This window comes from Burkholderia sp. Ax-1724 (assembly GCF_011752995.1).
Classification (GTDB): Bacteria; Pseudomonadota; Gammaproteobacteria; order Burkholderiales; family Burkholderiaceae; genus Paraburkholderia.
The window spans coordinates 166,125-187,931 of record NZ_VWWL01000016.1; the positions used below are offsets into that span (position 1 = coordinate 166,125).

15 protein-coding genes are annotated in these 21,807 nt (G+C 63.1%); 8 read left to right on the top strand and 7 right to left on the bottom strand.

Annotated elements, in window-relative coordinates; all coding sequences use genetic code 11:
* Nucleotides 1-502 precede the first annotated feature (502 nt).
* Nucleotides 503-1,462, bottom strand: coding sequence for a porin (locus F3J19_RS20015; RefSeq protein WP_240159103.1), 960 nt, complete (start codon nt 1,460-1,462; stop codon nt 503-505).
* A gap of 494 nt (nt 1,463-1,956) precedes the next feature.
* Between F3J19_RS20015 and F3J19_RS20020 the strand changes: the two genes are divergently transcribed.
* Entirely contained in the window at nt 1,957-3,465 is a 1,509-nt protein-coding gene (locus F3J19_RS20020) for an MFS transporter (protein ID WP_167044929.1), read from the top strand.
* A gap of 164 nt (nt 3,466-3,629) precedes the next feature.
* Here F3J19_RS20020 and F3J19_RS20025 read toward each other — a convergent pair whose 3' ends face one another.
* Nucleotides 3,630-4,427 (bottom strand): peptidylprolyl isomerase, encoded by a 798-nt coding sequence (locus F3J19_RS20025; RefSeq protein ID WP_167044850.1) that lies wholly within the window; start codon nt 4,425-4,427, stop codon nt 3,630-3,632.
* Nucleotides 4,428-4,538: 111 nt separating this feature from the next.
* Nucleotides 4,539-6,761 carry a glycoside hydrolase family 3 C-terminal domain-containing protein gene (locus F3J19_RS20030; RefSeq protein ID WP_240159096.1) on the bottom strand — a complete coding sequence of 741 codons (2,223 nt, stop codon included), beginning with the start codon at nt 6,759-6,761 and terminating at the stop codon, nt 4,539-4,541.
* Between F3J19_RS20030 and F3J19_RS32700 the strand changes: the two genes are divergently transcribed.
* Entirely contained in the window at nt 6,760-6,945 is a 186-nt protein-coding gene (locus tag F3J19_RS32700; protein WP_240159098.1) for a hypothetical protein, read from the top strand. The genes F3J19_RS20030 and F3J19_RS32700 overlap by 2 nt on opposite strands.
* A gap of 595 nt (nt 6,946-7,540) precedes the next feature.
* Here the strand turns inward: F3J19_RS32700 and gudD are convergent.
* Nucleotides 7,541-8,890 (bottom strand): glucarate dehydratase, encoded by a 1,350-nt coding sequence (gene gudD / locus F3J19_RS20035; protein WP_167044856.1) that lies wholly within the window; start codon nt 8,888-8,890, stop codon nt 7,541-7,543.
* 575 nt (nt 8,891-9,465) lie between these two features.
* Between gudD and F3J19_RS20040 the strand changes: the two genes are divergently transcribed.
* From F3J19_RS20040 to F3J19_RS20050, 3 genes are all read left to right on the top strand, one after another.
* Entirely contained in the window at nt 9,466-10,176 is a 711-nt protein-coding gene (locus F3J19_RS20040; RefSeq protein WP_167044859.1) for a FadR/GntR family transcriptional regulator, read from the top strand.
* Nucleotides 10,177-10,311: 135 nt separating this feature from the next.
* Nucleotides 10,312-11,136: an alpha/beta hydrolase gene (locus F3J19_RS20045; RefSeq protein ID WP_167044862.1), complete on the top strand. Its 825-nt coding sequence runs from the start codon at nt 10,312-10,314 to the stop codon at nt 11,134-11,136.
* Nucleotides 11,137-11,587: 451 nt separating this feature from the next.
* On the top strand, nt 11,588-11,815 hold the full coding sequence (locus F3J19_RS20050; RefSeq protein WP_167044865.1) for a hypothetical protein: 228 nt from the start codon (nt 11,588-11,590) through the stop codon (nt 11,813-11,815).
* Nucleotides 11,816-11,992: 177 nt separating this feature from the next.
* On the opposite strand, the gene F3J19_RS20055 is transcribed toward F3J19_RS20050, so the two are convergent.
* Entirely contained in the window at nt 11,993-14,221 is a 2,229-nt protein-coding gene (locus F3J19_RS20055) for an NADP-dependent isocitrate dehydrogenase (protein WP_167044869.1), read from the bottom strand.
* A 474-nt stretch (nt 14,222-14,695) separates the two neighbouring features.
* Here F3J19_RS20055 and F3J19_RS20060 point away from each other — a divergent pair, with 474 nt between their 5' ends.
* Nucleotides 14,696-16,900 carry a TonB-dependent receptor gene (locus F3J19_RS20060; protein ID WP_167044872.1) on the top strand — a complete coding sequence of 735 codons (2,205 nt, stop codon included), beginning with the start codon at nt 14,696-14,698 and terminating at the stop codon, nt 16,898-16,900.
* Here the strand turns inward: F3J19_RS20060 and F3J19_RS20065 are convergent, their stop codons facing one another.
* Nucleotides 16,901-18,202 carry an MFS transporter gene (locus F3J19_RS20065; RefSeq protein ID WP_167044875.1) on the bottom strand — a complete coding sequence of 434 codons (1,302 nt, stop codon included), beginning with the start codon at nt 18,200-18,202 and terminating at the stop codon, nt 16,901-16,903.
* A 458-nt stretch (nt 18,203-18,660) separates the two neighbouring features.
* On the opposite strand from F3J19_RS20065, the gene F3J19_RS20070 reads away from it, so the two are divergent.
* Both F3J19_RS20070 and F3J19_RS20075 read left to right on the top strand, forming a co-directional pair.
* Entirely contained in the window at nt 18,661-19,932 is a 1,272-nt protein-coding gene (locus F3J19_RS20070; protein ID WP_167044877.1) for a glucarate dehydratase family protein, read from the top strand.
* 117 nt (nt 19,933-20,049) lie between these two features.
* Nucleotides 20,050-21,129 carry a LacI family DNA-binding transcriptional regulator gene (locus tag F3J19_RS20075; RefSeq protein WP_167044880.1) on the top strand — a complete coding sequence of 360 codons (1,080 nt, stop codon included), beginning with the start codon at nt 20,050-20,052 and terminating at the stop codon, nt 21,127-21,129.
* 463 nt (nt 21,130-21,592) lie between these two features.
* On the opposite strand, the gene F3J19_RS33010 is transcribed toward F3J19_RS20075, so the two are convergent.
* The coding region (locus F3J19_RS33010) for a hypothetical protein (RefSeq protein WP_275692071.1) at nt 21,593-21,807 on the bottom strand (215 nt) is incomplete at its 5' end.

Consider the following 21,807-nt stretch of genomic DNA (forward strand, 5'->3'; position numbering starts at 1 on the left):
GATAAGCAGAAGAACTTTTTTACAATTAATTTAGCCTCATTCGTACCCACAAATTTCAGGGCTGACGTTATACTTGCCGCCATGCTTTCTGGTTAATATCCCACTCGCCAGCGCCATCGGCCAAACATGCCGTCCCAGCCTGACGAGGGAAACCGCGACGCGATATTCATACGCTCCGGTTTCCGGCTCGAAGTCCCGTGCACCGTGCCCTGCGCCGGTTTGTGGGCATGTCTCTCAGGTTCTGGCAAACATCCTCGGACGCCAGGATCTTTAGGCCGACACATCGTGTCGGCCTTTTTTTATTCCGCAAACCTTGTATTTACGGCAATCTGTCAAATTCCTGCCACGCAAATCATAGTTTCGCCAAAAAATCACACGCGATATCTCAAAATTAATACGCCCGGTCCCCGCCTATCCTGTTTCCCACATTCCAGAAAATTTAAGCGCTTTTATCTAATGATTGGGTAATCAGTGAATAAAACCCGCTGTATTGCGCGGCGTGTCAGAACCGTTCGAGCAGGCCGAATTGCACGCCCGCGACCGGCGCGCCCGGATAAGCCACCGGCAGTCCGGTCACGTTGACGCCGCGCAGCGTAAAGCTTGCGTCGTCGTGATTGGCGAGATAAGCGGCGCTGAAGTAAAGCAGCAGCGTGGGCGAAACGTCGTATTCGAAGGCGGCGCTGAACTGGTCCGCGTTCGCGCCCGCCAGCGTGTAGTCGCGTACGTGCGCATAGCCGAGCGAGGCGCGCGCGACGGCGGAAAAACGGTACTGCGCCGACAGCGATCCGCCCGCGCCGTGATACACCGGCGTGCCGCCGTCGCCGTTGAAGAAGGCGAGCCACACGCGCAACTTGCCGAAGCCGTAGCTCGCGCCGCCGAGATTCGCGCGCAGCGCGCCGGCGCCGTGCGTCTGCTGATGCGCGTACAGCACGTGCAGTCCGTCGAGCCGATAGGATGCCGTGACGTAATAGCCGTCGAGGCCGTTGCCGTCCTCCTCGGAGGGATCGCGCGTCGCCATCATCACGGTCGCGCCGAAACCGGCGATCCGCGGCGACAGATAAGCGAACGCATTGTTCGCATACGGCGTGATCTTCGACAGATTATTGAGTCCCGAGGCGATCGTGCCGGCGCCGAACGCGTCGAGACCGCCCTTGAACGGGATGTAGATCGGCGAATATTGACGGCCCATTCTCACTTCGCCCCACGCGCCACGCGCGCCGATCCACGCCTGCCGGTTGAACAGCGAACCGGGCACCTGCAACGAGCCGTCGGCCGAGCTGAAACCGTTTTCGAGCGTAAACACGATCGCCGTGCCGCCGCCGATCGGCTCCGCGCCATGCAAGCCCACGCGCGAACCGCGATACGCGCCCGAATCCATGCGCGGCGTCCAGCCGGAGCCGGGATCGGTGATTTCGATGCTGGTGTCGAAGACGCCGTAGAGCGAGACGAAGCCGGCGTTCATGTCGGCGGCGGCCGCCTCGCGCAGGCAAGGGAGCAGCAACGCGGCGCTCATGGCGACGGCCCGGCCAAACCTCGCCGCATCGCGTTGGCGCCATGCGGCCGCGAGGATCGTACGGGCCGTCTTGAGCAATGAAGCCGGGGCGTCGTGCAGGATGAAGTCCTCCGCGGACACATATCGGACATATATCGCGAGCGAACTTACCACGTTCGGCCAGGTTCGACCATGTTCGGCACGCATGGGCCGGCGCCTTCCCGCACGCGCAGCGAGACCGGCCATTTTTTGCCCTCCCCGTGTCTCTTTTCGTTCAACGAATAGTTTCGATTAAGGGGAAACCCGTATAATCATCAAGAGGTCAGACAACTAGCATTGCACGAAGCCGCCAAGAGCCCGACCCGCCCGCCACCGCGCAGCGCCCACCCGAACCGCCTTCTGCCCGACACGTGAATTCCACCGCCCCCGCCTCCGCCCTGCCGTTTCGCAACGCCCTCCTCGCGATGCTCGGCATCGGTCTCGTCAACATGCTGGTCGCGCTCGACCAGACCGTCGTCAGTACCGCGCTGCCGTCGATCGTCGCCGAACTGCACGGCTTCGAATACTTCGCGTGGATCGCAAGCGCCTACCTGCTCGCCTCGGTCGTGACGGTGCCGGTGTTCGGGCGGCTCGGCGACTACTTCGGCCGCAAGCGTTTCGTGATCGCCTCGGTCATCACGTTCACGGTGGCGTCGGTGCTGTGCGGGCTCGCCAACGACATGCTGTTTCTCGTCATCGCGCGCGGGCTGCAGGGCATCGGCGGCGGGATGATGGTCGGCACCGCGTTCGCCTCGATCCCCGATCTGTTCCCCGATCCGCGCACCCGCGTTCGCTGGCAGGTGGTGCTGGCCGCGGCATACGGCATCGGCACGGCGGCGGGGCCGTCGCTCGGCGGCTGGATGAGCGAACACCTCGGCTGGCGCTCCACGTTTCTCGTCAACCTGCCGGTCGGCGTGGCGGCGCTCTATTTCACCTGGGCGCATCTGCCGAGCTTCCGGCGTCCGCAACAGGACGAAGTGAAAATCGACTGGCTCGGCGCGGCGCTCGTCGCAGCCGTGCTCGGCGGCTTGCAGGCGTTGATCGAAGGCGTGCCGAAGCATGGCCTCACGACCGGCAACGTCGTGCTCGGCACCTGCGTGGTCCTTGGCACGGTTGCGCTGCTGATCTGCGAAAAACGCGCGACGCACCCGATCATTCCCCTCGACCTGTTCAAGGACTCGCAGCTCGTCACACTGTTCACACTCGGCATGCTGTCCGGCTTCGTGATGTTCTCGCTGATCTTCTTCGCGCCGCTGCTGCTGCAAGGCGGCTTCGGCCTCTCGCCGCAACAGGCCGGCCTGCTCGCCACGCCGATCGCCGCCTGCATCGCGCTCGGCAGCCTGCTGAACACGCGCATCGTGATTCACATGAAAAAGCCCACGCGGATTCTCTCGATCGGCTTCGCCCTGCTGATGTTCGCGTCGATCGCGCTTGCGTTTGCCTATCCCGATACGCCGCACGTGCGCATCGCGCTGCCGATGGCCGCGGTCGGCATCGGGCTCGGGTTCATCCTCAACAATCTGAACGTGTTCGCCCAGGAGATCGCCGGGCGCGAACGCTTCGGCATCACGACCGCGCTGCTGCAATCGACGCGTATGGTCGGCGGCATGCTCGGCACGAGCATCGTCACGACCGTGGTTTCGCATCACTACCGCAGCGTCGTCACGCGCACGATGAGCGTGCTCGGCGAGCCGGCCGCGTCGCAATGGCAGCCGCGTTTCGTCGATCTGCGCATTCTGATCGACGAAGCATCGCGCATCCGCTTGATCGCCGATATGAAACCGTCGGGACTCGACACGCTCGCGCTGATCGATAGCGCGCGCGATGCGCTCGTGCAGTCGATCCATCTCGGCGTGTGGCTGACGGCGGTGGCATCGCTCGCGGCCGCGCTGCTCGTGCCGCGCATTTCGCACGTGGTGTTTCACAAGAACTGAGCGGTTCGGTTGCGATCGGCGAATCGCGCGTGCCCCGCTCGAATAAAAAAGCTCCCCGGTCCGGATAAGGGCGCGGGGAGCGAATGGGCAGGTCGAAGAGGCCGGATAACGTCTCGCCAGGCTCTCCGTCGCATCCCAAAGAGATGAACGTCAGGGGAGCCTGCTCACTGAACCGTGGCTTTGGCTCGAAGATTCTTCACCATTCTGTCGACGAGTTCGGCCTGTGCCTGCTGGTACAGCATCGGCTTCATGTCCTCGAACGAGGGCACCTGCAACGGGCGGGTGTCATCCACTTCTATGACGTGAAAGCCGTAGCCGGTTTTAACCGGAGTCTGCGTGTATTCGCCCTTGTGCAAATGAGCCATCGCGTCGGCAAACGGTTTGACGACCTTGCTGGACGTGACCCAGCCCAGGTCTCCGCCGTTATATCTCGAACCCGGATCGACCGATTCGCGAGCAAGGTCCGCGAACGATGCGCCCTTATTGAGCTTCGCAATGATGTCTTTGGCTGCGCCTTCATCCTTGACGAGGATATGGCGGACTTTATATTCGGTACTCCCGCCTTTCGCCTTCATGTCGTTGTACATCGCCCGCAATTGATCGTCAGTGACAGGATTTTTCTTGAGAAAGTCCTGCATGTACTCCCTGACGATTTCAGTCTCCCATGTTGCCTGAGCCTGAGCCAGAATCTTTTGCCGGGCCGCCTCGGCGCGCGCCGCGACGTCCGGTTGCCGGTCGAAGCCGGCCTTCTGCGCCGCCTGGAAGATGACTTCGCGGCGCACCAGTTCGTCGCGCACGTGGTCGGTCAGTTGCGGCGAATCGGGAAAACCTTGCGCATGCGCCTGTCCGATATACAAGTCGGCGTCTGCTTGAGAAACCGGTTTGCCGTTGACGGTGACAAACGGCTTTTCCGCGGCACTCGCGGCCAGGGGAAGCGTTGCACCGAACACCAGTGCAAGCATCCATCGTGATAGTACTTTCATTCGGCGGACCACTCAGGTTGGTTCGAGCGCTTATGCCGGAGTCCGAAGGAGCATCGGACTCCGGCGACTTACGCAACGTTAAACACGACGTTATTGCGTAATCGTTCCCGCAAGCGTCAGGCTGCGCGACGAGTTACCGACGTACACCGAATAAGAACCGGCCGGGGTCGTCCACTGCTGCGAGTCTTTGTTCCAGGTGCTGAGCGGATGATTCGGCGCGGCCGGATCGATCGTGATGGACACCGTCTGCGATCCGCCGGCATTCAGACTGACCTTCTGGAATCCCACCAGACGCTTGGGCGGCTCTCCAGCCGAGCTCGGCAATGCGACGTACACCTGCGGCACTTCGGCGCCCGCCACGGAACCCGTGTTTTTCACGACCGCGGTCACCGTGTACGTGCCGTTCGCGCCGGAACTCACGGTCGGGTTGGTAATCGTGAAGGTCGAGTACGAGAGGCCATAACCGAACGGGAATGCCGGTGTCTTACCCATCGCGTCATACCAGCGATAACCGACATTGAGTGCCTCGGAGTAAGTCACCGTCGCGCTTCCGTTGATCGACACGCCGGGATACTGATAAGGCGTGATCGAATCCATGAAGCCCTGGCCGACCTGCGGGAACGTCACCGGCAGCTTGCCGGACGGATTCGCAACACCCCACAGCAGATCCGCCACGATATGCCCGTCTTCCTCGCCCGGGAACCACGTTTCGAGAATCGCGCCCGGTGCGGACGTGCCGCCCGTGAGAAGCGAAGGATCGAGAGCCTCGGCGGCGCTGTCCTTCAGCACGAGCACGGTATTGCTGTTTGCCGCGACGATGGTCTGGAGCAACGCCAGCGTGTTGCTGTTCTTCGCGGTACTCGAGGTCGTGATCGAGTTCGACTTCGGCGCATACCAGTCGAGCGTATTCAGGTATTTGCCGGTGTCGAGCGTCAGGCCCGTCGAGTCCGTAAATGTCGCCTGGTCAGCGCCTTCTTCCGACATGGAGCCGGCCATGAAGATCACGGCATCGGCGCTGGTCGCCGCTGTCGTCACAGCCGAGATGGACGCGGCCGCGCCATCGATCGTGGCGGTCGAATTGCTGTCGTCCACGAGCGCCAGGTGAACCGTTGCGCCGGTGTTCCCGAGATTGGCGAGCGTGTCCTTGATGCCCTGCACCGGCGTCACCGTGTACAAGGCGACGACATCGGAGCTGCCGCCGCCGGAACCCATCGGGTTGCCGACCGAGCTGCCGCCGGCCACGGCCTGCTGGGCATAGACCTGCGTCGCCTTGCCGACCACGAGCACGTTTCGAACCGTCTTTTTCAGCGGCAAGGTACCGTTGTTCTGCAGCAGCACGGCGGCCTGCTCGCCGATCTGCTTCGCGACCGTACCGTCCGCCGTCGCATTGATGGCAGTCTGAGCAATCGGCCGATCGAAGATACCCGCGCGGAACATCTGCGTATAGCGACGCAGCAGCGCATTGTCGATGTCCGAGGTCTGAATCTGGCCCGAGGCCAGCGCCGCGTTCAGGTTCGCCGGGGTCCAGTTCTGCGGCAGCGGCATTTCGTTATCCATACCGGCCAGCATGGTCGGCGCGGTGCTATGCGCGGCGAAGAAGTCCGATTGCACGTAGCCCTTGAAGCCCCATTGCCCGCGCAGAACATCGGAGAGAATATGCTTCTGTTCGCACATCGAGAAACCGTTCACCGAGTTATACGAACACATGACGGCGCCGACGTTGCCTGCTTTCACCGCCATCTCGAACGGCAGCATATAGAGCTCGTGCAACGTCTGATCGTCGACGCTCTCCTGAATCGTCATGCGATTCGTTTCCTGTTCGTTCGCCACCAGGTGCTTGGCCATCGCAATCATGCCGTGAGCCTGCACGGCCTGAATTTCGGCGACCCCCATCGTGCCCGTGAGATACGGGTCCTCGCCCATGTACTCGAAATTGCGGCCGCCCACCGGCAAGCGTGCCAGGTTCATACCGGGCGCTTCGAACACGTGCAGCGCCAGATTCCCGCCCTCGACGCCGACCACGTTACCGAACTGGGTTGCCACGGAAGGATCGAACGAGGCCGCCATCGCCATCGCCGACGGCAAGGCCGTCGCCTTGGCCGAACTGGAATCCGTATAGGCTGCATAGCCCGTTACGGACGGAGAAACGCAATCGTTCTGGCCGATGCCGACAGGGCCATTGGTAATCCGCAGAGTCGGAATCGCGTACTTCGCGAGACCGAGAATGTGCCGCGCGCCATAGCACTGCGGCAACTCGGGCAGAATCCCGGGGTTCGAACCGGCCAGTTGCTCCTCCTTGTCGGCGAGCGTCATGGCAGGGACAAGCAGTGCCGCGCGTGCTTCAGGAGAAAGCGACGTATTCATCCACGGCATTGCGGCTGACGGCGTCGATGCCGGGGTGGGCGCCGAAGCCGTCGACGATGGGTTGGGGTTATTGCTGCCTCCGCACGCCGCCAGAAAGAACATGATGCTTGCGGCGGCGGCGGTTCTCCTCTGAATGAATTTCACAGACATTGTCTTTCCTCAATTGTTATAGGCACAAATGCGCGAGACGCACTGCTCGTTCTAGTACTAAGGATTACTACCTGATGAGTTGTTATGACCCGGCCGGCTGTCTCCCTTCAGCTTCGACTCCCAAAAGCATGCAGGCCTGACTGGAAGCTTTTCGTCCCTTGATGTTCATCCGCGTGCCGAATCGAACCTCGGGCTAACAGCGGCGACACGGTCTGCTATCCAGTGATAGGCATCGTAGATATAAATTCGTCATCAGACGACTAGGGTTTACATCAAACCAATAAAAACAATGGCTTATATTGATGCGCTGATGTCCGATGAGAATTTCAAGATCGACAACTCAAGCGTTGCCGCAGAGGATCGGCAGGGATGGGCAAAGATTCGGCGAGACGAAAACACGAGCGCTTCCGCAAGGTCTCCGATGAGTCCGCTCGATACGCAATGAGCGAACCTGGAGTGAAGCGCATTCGCCCGGGCATACGCCAACACCGGGCCTTGAAAAACATCGAGCGGCTGCATGGGAAACCACGCAGCCGCTCTCTTTACATCACACTACCTCAACCGCCGTGCGGCCCGAATCAGCGCACGAGGCAAGGCCGCTTGTTATCGAACGTCCAGTTCGGAATCAGATACTGCATCGCCACGCCGTCGTCGCGCGCGCCGAGGCCGTGCTGCTGATACAGCGCATGCGCCTTCTCCAGCGCATCCATGTCGAGCTCGACGCCGAGACCCGGCTTCTGCGGCACCTTGACCTTGCCGCCGACGATCTGCAGCGGATCGCGCGTCAGGAACTGGCCGTCCTGCCAGATCCAGTGCGTATCGATCGCGGTGATCTTGCCCGGCGCCGCAGCGGCGACGTGCGTGAACATCGCGAGCGAGATGTCGAAGTGGTTGTTCGAATGCGAACCCCACGTAAGGCCCCAGTCGTTGCACATCTGCGCGACGCGCACCGAGCCCTGCATGGTCCAGAAGTGCGGATCGGCGAGCGGAATGTCGACCGATTGCAACTGGATCGCGTGACCCATCTGGCGCCAGTCGGTCGCGATCATGTTGGTCGCCGTCGGCAGACCGGTCGCGCGGCGGAATTCGGCCATCACTTCGCGGCCCGAATAGCCGTTCTCCGCGCCGCACGGGTCCTCCGCGTAGGCGAGCACGTCGTGTTTGTCGCGGCACAGGCGCACCGCTTCGGCGAGCGACCATGCGCCGTTCGGATCGAGCGTCACGCGTGCTTCGGGGAAGCGCTCGGCCAGCGCCGTGACCGCTTCGATTTCGGCATCGCCCGGCAGCACGCCGCCCTTCAGCTTGAAGTCGTTGAAGCCGTAACGCGCCTGCGCGGCCTCGGCGAGACGCACGACCGTTTCCGGCGTCAGCGCCTCTTCGGTGCGCACGCGCTCCCAGTCGTCGCGCGCGCCGGTGTTGTCCGCGTACGGCAGATCGGTCTTCTTGCGATCGCCGATATAGAACAGGTAGCCGAGCATTTCCACTGCGTCGCGCTGCTGGCCTTCGCCGAGCAGAGCCGCGACCGGCACACCGAGATGCTGGCCGAGCAGATCGAGCAGCGCGGCTTCGAGCGCGGTCACCGCGTGAATCGTCGTGCGCAGGTCGAAAGTCTGCAGACCACGGCCGCCCGCGTCGCGGTCGGCGAATTGCGTGCGCACTTTGTTCAGGATTGCTTGCAGATTGCCGATCGACTGACCGACGACGAACGGCCGCGCATCGTCGATCGTCTTGCGGATGTTCTCGCCGCCCGGCACTTCGCCGACGCCGGTATGCCCCGAGCTGTCGCGCAGGATCACGATGTTGCGCGTGAAGAACGGGCCATGCGCGCCGCTCAGATTCATCAGCATGCTGTCGCGGCCCGCGACGGGCACGACGCGCAGTTCGGTGACGACCGGCGTGGCGTTCGATTCGGTTGGTTTCGTGGACATGGAAAAAGCACCTGTTTGTGAAATGAGCCGGCCTTCGACGACATCGCGAGTTGCGCGCTTTCGAGCGGACCGGATGGAAATGCGAACTGGCAAGAATCGACGGCCGCCTGCGACCGTCAGTGTAGCCAATGGACGTTGCGGCCTCGGGACTCCCGCAACGATGCGCATCCGGGCGAAGCACATCGCCTCATGACAAGCATGACACGTTGTACGACGACAGTCTACTCCGATATCCCAGACGATTCCAGAGGAGTGTTTACCCTGAAATCTTTCTAAGGCACAAGGCTTTACGGCATGAAGACCCGGAACTCATGACGTGTCCCACGTCGAACTAAGACGTCTGATGACTATAATTTTCCGATAACCTGTATCGGCAAGCCGCAGGCGCGGCAACGGCTTGACCGTTAGTTGCGCGCAGGCAGGCAAGCGGCCTGGAACGCCTGATAACGGCCCGTTGCGCCGCGCGCCCACCATGCGCCCGCGCGCGCAATAGCCCCGAGCGCTACCGTCGAACGCATGGGAATCCAGTAAAGTCCTGTGCGATACTTTGCTGGATCAGTCAACAAGCCACAAAAATGAGCAGCCTAACTGAAAAGGTGGTCGCCACTCTTTCCGATGAAATCCGCCGCGGCACGCTGAGGCCGGGCGACCGCATTCCCACCGAAGTCGCGATGATGAAGCAGCTCTCGGTGAGCCGCTCCGTGGTGCGCGAGGCGATCTCGCGCCTGCAGGCGGCCAACGTCGTCGAGACACGGCACGGAATCGGCACGTTCGTGCTCGCCCCGGCCGCCGAAAAACCGATGCAGTTGCCCGCCGCCGATCTCTCCAGCATGCTCGACGTGATGGCGATCATCGAATTCCGCATCGACGTCGAGGCCGCCGCAGCGGCACTGGCTGCCTCGCGCCGCACCGAGCAGAACCTCAAGCAGATCTACGCCGCGCTCGACCGCTTCGAGTCGGAACTCGAGCGCGGCAGCACCGACACGCTCGCGCACGACATCGAGTTCCATCTGCAGATCGCACGAGCGAGCGGCAACCGCTATTTCTTCGACGTGCTGAGCCAGCTCGGCCGCTCGGTCAGTCCGCGCACGCGGCTCGGCACCGCCGAAATCGCCGAACTCGATCACATCGAGGTGCTGCGCAACGTGCTCGGCGAGCACCTGCTGATCTATCGCGCGATCGAACGCCAGGACGCCGACGACGCGCGCGCCGCGATGCGCATGCATCTGAGCAACAGCCGCGAGCGGCTGCGTCGCGCGCATGAGTTGACGAAAGTCGGCGCCTGAGGGCGTCTTGCCCGCGCATCGGCGCGAGACTGGGCCAGTCCGCGCAGTTGCATTTCACCTCGATACTCCCGGCGGGAAGCCGGCGCAGCATGCTCGCGCCGGCTTCGTCACGCGGCTAACGCGACGGAGGCCAGCATGGCACCACAGCACCACGACGACGCCCTCGAACAGTTCGCCGCACAGGGCGCCGCGCCGCTGCCGGCAACGGACCAGAGCGGCCACGTCGAGCACGACGGCGCGCGCATCTGGTACGCGTCGTACGGCTCGGGTGCACCGGTGATCCTGCTGCACGGCGGACTGGGACATAGCGGCAACTGGGGTTATCAGGTGCCGGCGCTGCTCGATGCGGGGCATCGCGTCGTCGTGATCGACAGCCGCGGCCACGGCCGCAGCACACGCGATGCACGGCCCTATCGCTACGAACTGATGGCGTCGGACGTGCTTGCCGTCATGGACACGCTGCAACTCGCCAAGGCCGCGATGATCGGCTGGAGCGACGGCGCGTGCGTATCGCTCGTGCTGGCGGCGCTCGCGCCCGAGCGCGTCGCAGGCGTGTTCTTCTTTGGCTGCAACATGGACCCGGCCGGGACGAAGCCATTCGTGCCGACGGAGGTGATCGACCGCTGCTTCGGCCGCCATGCGAAGGACTACGCCAGCCTCTCGGCGACGCCGAACGACTTCGATGCATTCGTCGCCGCGGTCAGCGAGATGATGCGCACGCAGCCGAACTATTCGGCGGCCGATCTTGCACGCATCCGCGTGCCGATCGAGATCGTGCAAAGCGAGCACGACGAGTTCATCAAGCCCGAGCACGCCGATTATCTTGCGCGCAGCATTCCAGGCGCACGGCTGACTGTCCTGCCCGGCGTCAGCCATTTCGCGCCGCTGCAACGGCCGGCGCAGTTCGATCGCGCGCTGCTCGAGTTTTTGCGGCGCATCGCGGGGTTAAACGCAGGCTGAAGCGCCGGCCGGCGCATGGCTAACCGATGGCGTGAAGCCGGCAGGAATCCATGACAAAGCGAGGCCGAAACCCACCCTGGCTCGGCTCAAAGCCGCACACCGTCATTTCAGGCCTAACACAGCCCCCTATTTTTCGCGATACGAAACGATGCCGCGCTTCGTAAAAAATCATGGTGCGTGGCACAAATCAGCCATTTCGCAATGCCGCCCGACGTTGCACATCGCAAAATTAAGCTCGCAAATTGTTGTTTTTAAAACATAATTTTTATTAGAAAGAACCGTTTGACGCCTGCTTGCCCAACTAGCCGCTGACGTAGACTCTTTTACAAGAGCACGCGCTTCACGCAGTCGGATTCGGGAAGGCCTAACAGAGCGGTCCGCCCCAATCCCACAGATTGCGAAGAAGCCGTCACGAACCACGGTTTTTTTATTGGCAACTGGGAGACAAAAAATGAAAGGCTTTCGCTTTGGTTCGACGTTGGGAGCGTTCTACATTCTGCCGGGTCAGGACGGTTGGGAGGCCACCTACGGCAACGAAACGCTCGGTGAATTTTCAAGCCCGCAACAGGCCGCCGACGATCTCGCGCGCGGCCTGAACTGCGAGCATCTGTCTGAACTCGACACGTCGCAGCTCGAGTTTCCGGAGCATCTCGCCGATTGGGAAATCGTTCACGTGTAAGGACCAGGAAAGGGTATGACCGACGGTGACGTAGCAGTGCACGCAGAAACGACAATGGCGCTCGAAAGCGCCATTGTCGTATTTGCCACCGTTCTGGCGGCCGGGCTGCGTGCTTACCGCATGGCTTTCGAAGCCATCGTCATGCTCACCGCCTCAGTCGCGCACGCGGCTTCGGCCTCAGGCGATCGCATCGACGATCGCGTTCAGCGTCGCGCTCGGGCGCATTGCCTGGCTCGTCAAACCGACATTCGGACGGTAGTAGCCGCCGATGTCCACCGGCTTGCCCTGTGCCGCGCCGAGTTCGGCGACGATCTTCGCCTCGCTGTCGGCCATCGCCTTCGCGACGCCCGCGAACTGCGCCTGCAGCGCCGCGTCCTCGGTTTGCGCGGCCAGTGCTTCGGCCCAGTACATCGCGAGGTAGAAGTGGCTGCCGCGATTGTCGATGCCGCCGACCTTGCGGGCCGGCGACTTGTCGTTGTCGAGGAACTTGCCGGTGGCTTGATCCAGCGTCTTCGCGAGAACCTGCGCCTTCGGGTTGTGGTACGTCGTGCCCAGATGTTCGAGCGACGCCGCCAGCGCGAGGAATTCACCGAGCGAGTCCCAACGCAGGAAGCCTTCTTCGACCAGCTGCTGCACGTGCTTCGGCGCCGAACCGCCCGCGCCGGTTTCGAACATGCCGCCACCGGCCATCAGCGGAACGATGGAGAGCATCTTCGCGCTGGTGCCCAGTTCCATGATCGGGAACAGGTCGGTCAGGTAGTCGCGCAGCACGTTGCCGGTGACCGAGATCGTGTCCTTGCCGGCGCGGATGCGCTCGACCGAGAACTTCGCCGCTTCGACCGGCGTCATCACGCGGATGTCGAGACCGTTGGTGTCGTGGTCCTTCAGGTACTGCTCGACCTTCTGGATGATCTGCGCATCGTGCGCGCGCGCCGCGTCGAGCCAGAACACGGCCGGCGTGCCGGTCGCGCGGGCGCGGTTCACCGCGAGCTTGACCCAGTCGCGGATCGGCGCGTCCTTGGTCTGGCACATGCGGAAGATGTCACCCTGCTCGACCGGCTGCTCCAGCAGCACCGCGCCGGCTGCGTCGGTCACGCGGACCACGCCGTTCGCCGGAATCTGGAACGTCTTGTCGTGTGAGCCGTATTCCTCGGCCGCTTGCGCCATCAGGCCGACGTTCGGCACCGTGCCCATCGTGACCGGATCGAACGCGCCGTGCTTCTTGCAGTCCTCGATCACCGCCTGGTAGACGCCCGCGTAGCAGCGGTCCGGAATCACGGCCTTCGCGTCGTGCAGCGCGCCGTCGGCGCCCCACATCTTGCCCGACTCGCGGATCATCGCCGGCATCGACGCGTCGACGATCACGTCGCTCGGCACGTGCAGGCTCGTGATGCCCTTGTCCGAGTTGACCATCGCGAGCGGCGGACGCTGTTCGTACTGCGCCTTGATATCGGCTTCGATCGCCGCGGCCGTTTCGGCCGGCAGATCCTTCAGGCGCGCGTACAGATCGCCGATACCGTTGTTGGGGTTGAAGCCGACCTTGGCCAGCGCCTCGGCGTGCTTCGCGAGCACGTCCTTATAGAACACCGACACCACCTGACCGAAGATGATCGGGTCCGAGACCTTCATCATCGTGGCCTTCAGGTGCACCGAGAACAGCAGGCCGTTCGCCTTCGCGTCGGCGATTTCCGCCTCGATGAAGCTGCGCAGCGCGTTCTTGCTCAGCACCGACGCGTCGATTATCTCGCCCGCCTGCACCGGCGTCTTTTCCTTCAGGACCGTCGTCGAGCCGTCCGCAGCCGCGAGTTCGATCTTGACGTTGCCGGCTGCCGCCACGAGCACCGACTTTTCGCTACCGTAGAAATCGCCGCTGCTCATGTGCGCGACGTGCGACTTCGACTCCGCGCTCCAGGCGCCCATCTTGTGCGGATGCTTGCGCGCGTAGTTCTTCACCGACAGCGGCGCGCGGCGGTCCGAATTGCCTTCGCGCAGCACCGGGTTCACCGCGCTGCCCTTGATCTTGTCGTAGCGAGCCTTGACGTCCTTCTCGGCGTCGGTCGTCGCGACGTCCGGATACGACGGCAGCTTGTAGCCCTGGTCGCGCAGCTCGGCGATCGCGGCCTTCAGCTGCGGCACCGAGGCGCTGATGTTCGGCAGCTTGATGATGTTCGCTTCCGGGCGCGTGGTGAGTCCGCCGAGCTCCGCCAGATCGTCGGAAGCCTTCTGTTCCGCGCTCAGGTAGTCGGGAAATGCGGCGATGATCCGGCCGGCGAGCGAGATGTCGCGCGTTTCGACGAGCACGTCGGACGAGCGCGTAAACGCCTTGACGATCGGCAGCAGCGAGTACGTTGCCAGAGCGGGCGCTTCGTCGGTCAGGGTGTAGATGATCTTCGGCGGTGTGGACATGATCGATGCTTTGCTAGGAAGTGATAGACAGAGCGTTGGCGGTGCGGAGCCAGCGCAATCGCGGCGGCGGCTACGGCGCAATGCGACACGACGCAACCCGCGGCCCTCAGTTTGCGGCCAGACCGTGAGTATATGCGTGTTTTCCTCTATCCGGGGCGCGACAAACAGACGGCCGCACCTCGCCCAAAGGGGTCAAGCCCCGCCAGATAAGGCTTTGCGGCCGATTATCCAGGTCTTTAAACAGATATCTTATAGATGACTTGAAGTTCGGGTTGACCCTCTGTTTATTTGTAAATGCGAATCATATGCATTATGATTTATGAAAATTTCGAACCTGGATCGCTCGTTTCAACCGTTTAGCCAACCTTAACGACTCAAGCGCTTCATCACTTCTCGCAACCACCCGGCCGACTGGAATTCCGCCGCGCAGCATAGGCGCATGGCGGCGCCACGCTACGCCTACCTAAAACAAACATGCAGAAATCCATCGAATCCGCCCAGCTTGCCGTTATCCGCCGCCCCGCTTCCGCGCACGGCTTGCGCCGTACCCCGTCGCGCCTCAGTGCGGGGCTGCTCGTAAGCGCGGGGCTGTCGCTTTCCACGCTGTCGTCAGCGGGTTGGGCGCAGCAGGCTGCGGCGAGCGATGCCGAGGCGACGACACTGCCGGCCGTGAGCGTATCGGCGTCGAAGGATGCGGCCGTCGCGCAGGCCGACACCGTCAGCGCGGGCGCACTCGGCTCGCGCAAGCAGGTCGACACGCCTTTCTCGACGCGTATCGCCACGAGCGACGACGCCCAGGACCTGTTCGCGACGACGGCCAACGATCTGTTCAGATACGACCCGGCCGTCACCATCAGCAGCGAGAACTCGATCAGCGAAAACTCGACGTTCAACGTGCGCGGCATGCCGATCGATACGCTCAACAGCATCAAGGTGGACGGTCAGACCTTCCCGTCCTGGGACACCGACCTCTCGCTCGAACCGTTCGAGCAGGTGGAACTGCTCAAGGGCCTGTCCGGCTTCATGTACGGCTTCGGCTCGCCGGGCGGCATCGTCAACTACGTGCTCAAGCGCCCGACCGACGACCCGTACCGCAGCTTCACGCTCGGCTATCGATCGGCGGGCGTATTCAGCCAGGCCGTCGACGTGGGCGGGCGCTTCGGCAACGACCAGCGCTTCGGCTATCGCCTGAATCTCGCCAACGAATACGGCACCACCGCCGAGCAGGACGGCCACGTGAGCCGCCAGGTGGCGTCGCTCGCCTTCGACTTCCGCATCACGCCGGACCTCGTCTTCAGCGCCGACGCGCTCTATCAGAAGCGCAAGACCGAGGGCACGATCTTCGGCCTGATGTTCGGCGGCGGCCTCGGCATTCCCGACGCGAGCACGATCGGCGGCGCGCTCGCGCAGCCGCAGAACTACTATCAGACCGAGATGGCGTCGTTCGGCGCGGGCCTCGACTATCGTCTGTCGGAGAACTGGCGCGCGAGCGTGAAGTACCGCTTCGCGAAGGAAAACCGCACGAATTCGGACAGCCTGCTCTATGTGACCGACGCCGCCGGCAACTACGCGAATACGCTCTACGCGGCAATGACGCGCTACTTCTATCAGAACGTCGATGCGATGGTGCAGGGCAAGTTCGACACCGGCGGCATCCATCACGAAATCGTGCTCGGCACCGGCTACCAGACGCAGACGAGCGAGTACAGCAACAGCGAAGGCTGGAACGAGGGCTACTTCCTCGGCAACGGCAACCTGTACGCCACGACGCTGCTGAGCAACGACGAAGTGAGCATCGGCGAGGAACTGTACCGCCAGCAGCGCACCACGCAGACCGCCGTCTACGCGAGCGACACCGTGCAGTTCACGCCGCGCCTCTCCGCGCTGCTCGGCGTGCGCTACACGCAGTACCGGCAGAACGTGTACGAGCCGGGCGGCGCGGTCACGTCGCAATACAGCGCGAACCCGGTCACGCCGACCTTCGCGCTGATGTTCAAGACCGATCCGTACTCGACGCTGTACGCGAGCTATGTGGAATCGCTCGAACAGGGCGGCGCGGCGTCGAACACGAACCTGAACTATCCGGCAACGTTCGGCCCGCTGCGCAGCAAGCAGTACGAAGTCGGCTTCAAGTCCGATCACAGCCGCTGGGGCGCGAACCTCGCGTTGTTCCGCGTGGATCAGGGCTACAACTACACGAACACCGCGAACGTCTTCGTGCAGGACGGCACGAAGCGCTACACCGGCATCGACGCAAGCGGCTGGCTCGCGCTGACGAGCGAATGGCGCGTGATGGGCGGCGTGATGTGGCTCGACGCGAAGGCCGTCGATATCGACGATCCGGGCATCGAGGGCAAGCGTATTTATGGCGCGCCGCGCTTTACCGCGACGGGGCGCATCGAATACAACCCGGCATATCTGCGGCCGCTCACGCTCGCATTCGGCGGCCGCTACGTCGGCAACCAGGCGGTCGACGCGGCCAACACGCAGTTCGTGCCGGCCTACGCAACGTTCGATCTGAGCGGCCGCTACGAAACGAAGATCGCCGGCCAGGACGTTACGTTTCGCGCCGGCGTGAACAACCTGTTCAACCGCCGTTACTGGACGACCGCGTGGGGCTACTACGTGTCGCCGTCGCCGCAGCGGACGGCGGTCGCGAGCGCGACCTTGCAGTTCTGATCAGGCCCGCGCTTGCTGTGGCGCGGCTTCCGGCGTTTCGCTCGTCGCGGGACGGCGCACGAGCGTCCACAGCAGCGTCGCGCCGATCAGATCGCCGAAACCGAGCGCGACGAAAAACGGCGTGTAGCCGACGCGGGTCACGAACCAGCCCATCGTCATCGTGAACGCGAAGTTGCCCAAGCCCGCGACGAGCGCGGCCATGCCGGTCACGGTGCCGACCTCGCGGCGCGGAAACAGGTCGGCCGACATCGAGATCACGGTGATCGACAGCGTCTGATGCGCGAAGCCGCCGAGGCACAGCAGGAACACCGCCACCGCCGGGCTATGGACGAAGCCGACGCCGGCCATGCCGATCATCAGGAACGCAGCCATCGTGAACGCGATGCGCTTGCCGTTGACGATCGGCACGTCGAAGCGGCGCTTGAGCCACGCCGAGAACGGACCGCCGACCATGCAGCCGAGGTCGGCCGCGACGAACGGCAGCCACGCGGTGAGCGCGATCGCCTTCAGATCGAAGCCGCGCGCCTGATAGAGGTACAGCGGCATCCAGTAGACCAGCGTGCCCCACACCGGATCGGCGCAGAAACGCGGCAGCGCGATGCCCCAGAAATTACGCTGCCTGAGAATCTCGAAGACCTTCGGGCCTGAGCCGTTCGCGGCGCGCAAGCTCGACTCCTGGGTCGCGCCGATATACGCCGCCTCTTCCTTCGACAACGCCGGATGACGGTCCGGATGCCGGTAAAGCAGCAGCCACAGCACGGCCCACGCGAGCCCGAGTCCGCCGACGATCAGGAATGCGACATTCCAGCTGTAGTGCAGGATCGACCACGCGATCAGCGGCGGCGCGAGGATCGCGCCCGTCGACGTGCCGAGGTTGAACACGCCCGCGGCCGTGCCGCGCTCGTGCGACGGAAACCAGTACGCCGCCGCGCGCATGCCGCCCGGAATGAACGCGGCTTCGACGAGCCCGAGCATGCCGCGCAGCACGAAGAGCCCGACCCAGCCCGCCGCGAAACCGTGCGCCATGCAGATCAGCGACCACGCGACGCCGCACAGCAGAAAGCCCATGCGCAAGCCGACGCGGTCCATCAGATAACCGGTCAGCGGCGCGCCGATCGGATACATGACGAGAAATGCCCCGGTAATCCAGCCATATTCGTGCGTGGAAATGTTCAGGTGTTGCAGCACCGTCGGCGCGGCCACGCTCAGCGAACTGCGCGCGAGATAGTTGGTGATCGTGCCGAGCGTGAGCAGCCCGATCATCCACCAGCGCAGGCCTTTCACCTTGATAGACTTGGTCATGCCGTTACCTCGTGTCTCCGTGCGTCGCGCGGTTGCAGGCGAACCGCGCGCTTCGTTGGTCGCGGGGCGTGTGCCGCGCGACGCGGCGGCAAGCCGGCGGGCGCGAACGCAATCGACACCGCGACGATTCTCCGGTCGAAACCGGGTGGAATCCGCATAGTCTTTGTCGGCTGGATTGTCGCACGAAGGCGCGGAATGAAGAAAACGTTTTCTTTTTTCTTCGGGCCACCGTAGTGGTAAATCGAGTGCTTTCAGGCGTTTTCCTTGCCCTAGCAAAATCCGTGGCACGCGTCATGAATGCTCGATTTCTGTATAGGCGGCGACATCAAAATTCTCGAATTGCGATGTCGAAGCGCATTTACTCGACCGCCACCGCTCGCTAGAATTGGAAATCGTTATCTTTCTCCCGCGCCAGGCGCAAGCGACTGCGCCGTTCATCGATAAAGCAAACCGCCCCCATGAAGATCGCCTCCGTCCGCGTCACGCCCATTGCCATCAGCGACCCGCCGCTTCTCAACGCGAGCGGCGTGCATGAATCGTTCGCGCTGCGCTCGATCATCGAGATCGAAGCCGACAACGGTCTGATCGGCCTCGGCGAAACGTATGGCGACAAGCCCGTGCTCGACGGCCTGCTGCAAGTGAAGGACCGCCTGCCCGGACTGAGCCCGTTCGATCTGAACGGCGCGGCGCGCGAAGTGCGCGCGGCCTTGTCGGCGGGCGCGCCGCCAGCGAGCGCGGTCGAGATCGATCTCGCGCCCGGCTCGCAGTTGGACAAGGCGGAGCAGAAGGTCTTCGGCGCCTTCGAAGTCGCGCTGCTCGATCTGCAGGCGCGCTCGCTCGGCGTGCCGCTGCACGAGCTGCTCGGCGGCGCGGTGCGGCGCCGGGTGCCGTTCTCGGCCTATCTGTTCTTCAAGTACGCGAGCGACGTCGATGCCTCGTACCGCCCCGATAGCTGGGGCGAGGCGCTCACGCCCGGGCAGATCGTCGGGCAGGCGCGCACGATGATCGAGCGCTATGGTTTCGGCAGCATCAAGCTCAAGGCCGGCGCGCTCGACCCCGACATCGAGGTGGCGAGCCTGAAGGCGCTCAAGCGCGCGTTTCCCGATCATCCGTTGCGGATCGATCCGAATGCGAACTGGTCGCTCGATACGTCGATCAGGATCGCCAAACAACTGGAAGGCGATCTCGAGTACTACGAGGACCCGACGCCCGGACTCGAAGGCATGGCGCAGCTGCATCGCGCAACGGGCCTGCCGCTCGCGACCAACATGGTCGTCACGAGCATGGACGAATTCCGCCGCAACGTCGCGCTCGGCGGCGTGCAGATCGTGCTGTCGGATCATCACTACTGGGGCGGCCTGCGCGCCACGCAAACGCTCGCGACGATGTGCGCGACGTTCGGCCTCGGCCTGTCGATGCATTCGAATTCGCATCTCGGCATCAGCCTGATGGCGATGTCGCATCTCGCGGCGGCGGTGCCGAATCTCACCTATGCGTGCGATACGCACTATCCGTGGCAGGAAGACGAAGTGCTCAAGGGCGGCAAGATCGCGATCGAAGGCGGCTGCGTGAGCGTCACCGACGCGCCGGGCCTCGGCGTCGAACTCGATCGGGACGCGTTGGGCGCGCTGCACGAGCGCTATCTGCAATGCGGCATGACGCAGCGCAACGACGCCGCGCAAATGCGCAAGCTGCACCCCGAGTGGATCGCGAAGAAGCCGCGCTATTGAGGCTGTCAGCGCGCTCGCGGCGCGCCATTCGGGCACTGCGCGCGCGGCGTTTGCCTTTACGGTGCGGGGCATTGCCGTTAGTATTAAGAAGTTACCGGAAAACGTTATCCCGAGCCGATGAAAAAGAGTGCCACCATTCGCGACGTCGCGGCCGCAGCGGGCGTATCGGTTGCGACCGTGTCGAAGTACATCAATGGGGCACAGCGTTTTACCCCGGTCGTCGAAGCGCGGCTCAAGCAGGCGATCGAACAGCTCGGCTATCGTTCGAACCCGCTCGCGCGCTCGATGATCACCGGGCGGACGCGCACCATCGGCCTCGCGATTCTCGACATCCGCAATCCGCATTTCACCAGCATCGTGAAGGGCGCCAACCGCGTGGCGCTTCAGCACGACTACACGCTGCTGCTCGTCGATACCGAAGAAAGCCAGGAGCGCGAGCAAACGCTGATCGAATCGCTCGCGCAACGCGTCGACGGCATGATCGTCAGTTCGCGCATGCCCGACGATTCCGTGCAATGGCTGCTCGATCTCGGCAAACCGGTCGTGCTGTTCGGGCGCAGCGAGCGCTTTCCGATTTCGAGCGTCGGCACCGATAGCTGCCTCGCGGGCTACATGCTCGCGAATCACCTCGTCAAACTCGGCCACCGGCGAATCGCTTATCTCGGCTTTGGCCGCTCGCGCTGGAACGACGAGCGGATTCGCGGCATCCGCAACTGTCTCGACGCCTTCGGGTTGCCGCTCGACGTTCACGAGGCGCAAGCGCCGTCGCCCGCGGCCGGCGAGCGCATGTGCTCGGGACTGATGCTCGGCCCGCGGCGTCCGGATGCCGTGATCTGCTACAACGATCTGATCGCGCTCGGCTTCATCAAGGAAGCGCGCGGACTGGGCTTCCGGTTGCCGCAGGACGTGTCGGTGGCCGGCTTCGACAACGTGCCGTATGGCGAATACGCGTCGCCAGCGCTGACCTCGGTGGATTTCCAGAGCGAGAAGATGGGCGAACTCGCGATGACGAAACTGCTCGGCGAACTGCAAGGCAAAGCCGAAGAACACGCCGGCTATTCGATGCTCGATCCGCACCTCGTCTTGCGCGAATCGACGATCAGGCGCGGGCCCGCTGTTGGAACGGACGATAGCGGCGCGGACGGGAACAACCCAATGCGGGAAAGCGCGAGCCGGATGCCGACGACGGAGCGATGAGGGCATGGTCTCTTCATCGGGGCACAAAGCGTGTGCCCGAGCTTTAGACGGCGATGCACGGTGTGTGGCCAGGAGCGCGCAGCCCGATCTGCCGGTGAGTTATCTATGGGCGAAGCAAAACGCATGCGGTTCGGCAGCGGCGCTACGGAGCGTTATGCGCAATGCCTCAAAAGACTGTTACGCCCGGCTCGAACGTTACGTAGCACCGGCCGGTACATCGCCCTCGGACAATCTGAAAAACACGCGTTTTACAGATATGAATTGCGCCTTTCGCATGATTCGGCGGTAAATGTTCTTATAAAAGAAGAAATAGAAATATAAATTACGTTTGGCCTGCAACTTGCATTGGTGACCTCCATCAATAGTCGTTCAACGAGGACATCATGCAAAAATTCGCCGGTCGTACAGCCATCGCTGTCGCGACATCCATGCTTCTCTCACTCTACGGCTGCGGGTCGACTATTCAGACTCCGAACAACCCGCTTGGTAATGGTGGGTTGTCGGGGACTTCGGGCACCTCCGGTACTTCGGGCACTTCGGGCACCTCCGGTACTTCGGGCACTTCGGGCACTTCGGGCACTTCGGGCACTTCGGGCACTTCGGGCACTTCGGGCACTTCGGGCACTTCGGGCACTTCGGGCACTTCGGGCACTTCGGGCACTTCGGGCACTTCGGGCA

Excerpts from the sequence above, each read along its gene's own strand:
- F3J19_RS20015 (WP_240159103.1), bottom strand. The coding sequence starts at position 1,462 with ATGAACGCCGGCTTCGTCTCGCTCTACGGCGTCTTCGACACCAGCATC.
- F3J19_RS20020 (WP_167044929.1), top strand. The coding sequence starts at position 1,957 with ATGCTCGGCATCGGTCTCGTCAACATGCTGGTCGCGCTCGACCAGACC.
- F3J19_RS20025 (WP_167044850.1), bottom strand. The coding sequence starts at position 4,427 with ATGCTTGCACTGGTGTTCGGTGCAACGCTTCCCCTGGCCGCGAGTGCC.
- F3J19_RS32700 (WP_240159098.1), top strand. The coding sequence starts at position 6,760 with ATGGCAGGGACAAGCAGTGCCGCGCGTGCTTCAGGAGAAAGCGACGTA.
- F3J19_RS20030 (WP_240159096.1), bottom strand. The coding sequence starts at position 6,761 with ATGACGCTCGCCGACAAGGAGGAGCAACTGGCCGGTTCGAACCCCGGG.
- gudD (WP_167044856.1), bottom strand. The coding sequence starts at position 8,890 with ATGTCCACGAAACCAACCGAATCGAACGCCACGCCGGTCGTCACCGAA.
- F3J19_RS20040 (WP_167044859.1), top strand. The coding sequence starts at position 9,466 with ATGAGCAGCCTAACTGAAAAGGTGGTCGCCACTCTTTCCGATGAAATC.
- F3J19_RS20045 (WP_167044862.1), top strand. The coding sequence starts at position 10,312 with ATGGCACCACAGCACCACGACGACGCCCTCGAACAGTTCGCCGCACAG.
- F3J19_RS20050 (WP_167044865.1), top strand. The coding sequence starts at position 11,588 with ATGAAAGGCTTTCGCTTTGGTTCGACGTTGGGAGCGTTCTACATTCTG.
- F3J19_RS20055 (WP_167044869.1), bottom strand. The coding sequence starts at position 14,221 with ATGTCCACACCGCCGAAGATCATCTACACCCTGACCGACGAAGCGCCC.
- F3J19_RS20060 (WP_167044872.1), top strand. The coding sequence starts at position 14,696 with ATGCAGAAATCCATCGAATCCGCCCAGCTTGCCGTTATCCGCCGCCCC.
- F3J19_RS20065 (WP_167044875.1), bottom strand. The coding sequence starts at position 18,202 with ATGACCAAGTCTATCAAGGTGAAAGGCCTGCGCTGGTGGATGATCGGG.
- F3J19_RS20070 (WP_167044877.1), top strand. The coding sequence starts at position 18,661 with ATGAAGATCGCCTCCGTCCGCGTCACGCCCATTGCCATCAGCGACCCG.
- F3J19_RS20075 (WP_167044880.1), top strand. The coding sequence starts at position 20,050 with ATGAAAAAGAGTGCCACCATTCGCGACGTCGCGGCCGCAGCGGGCGTA.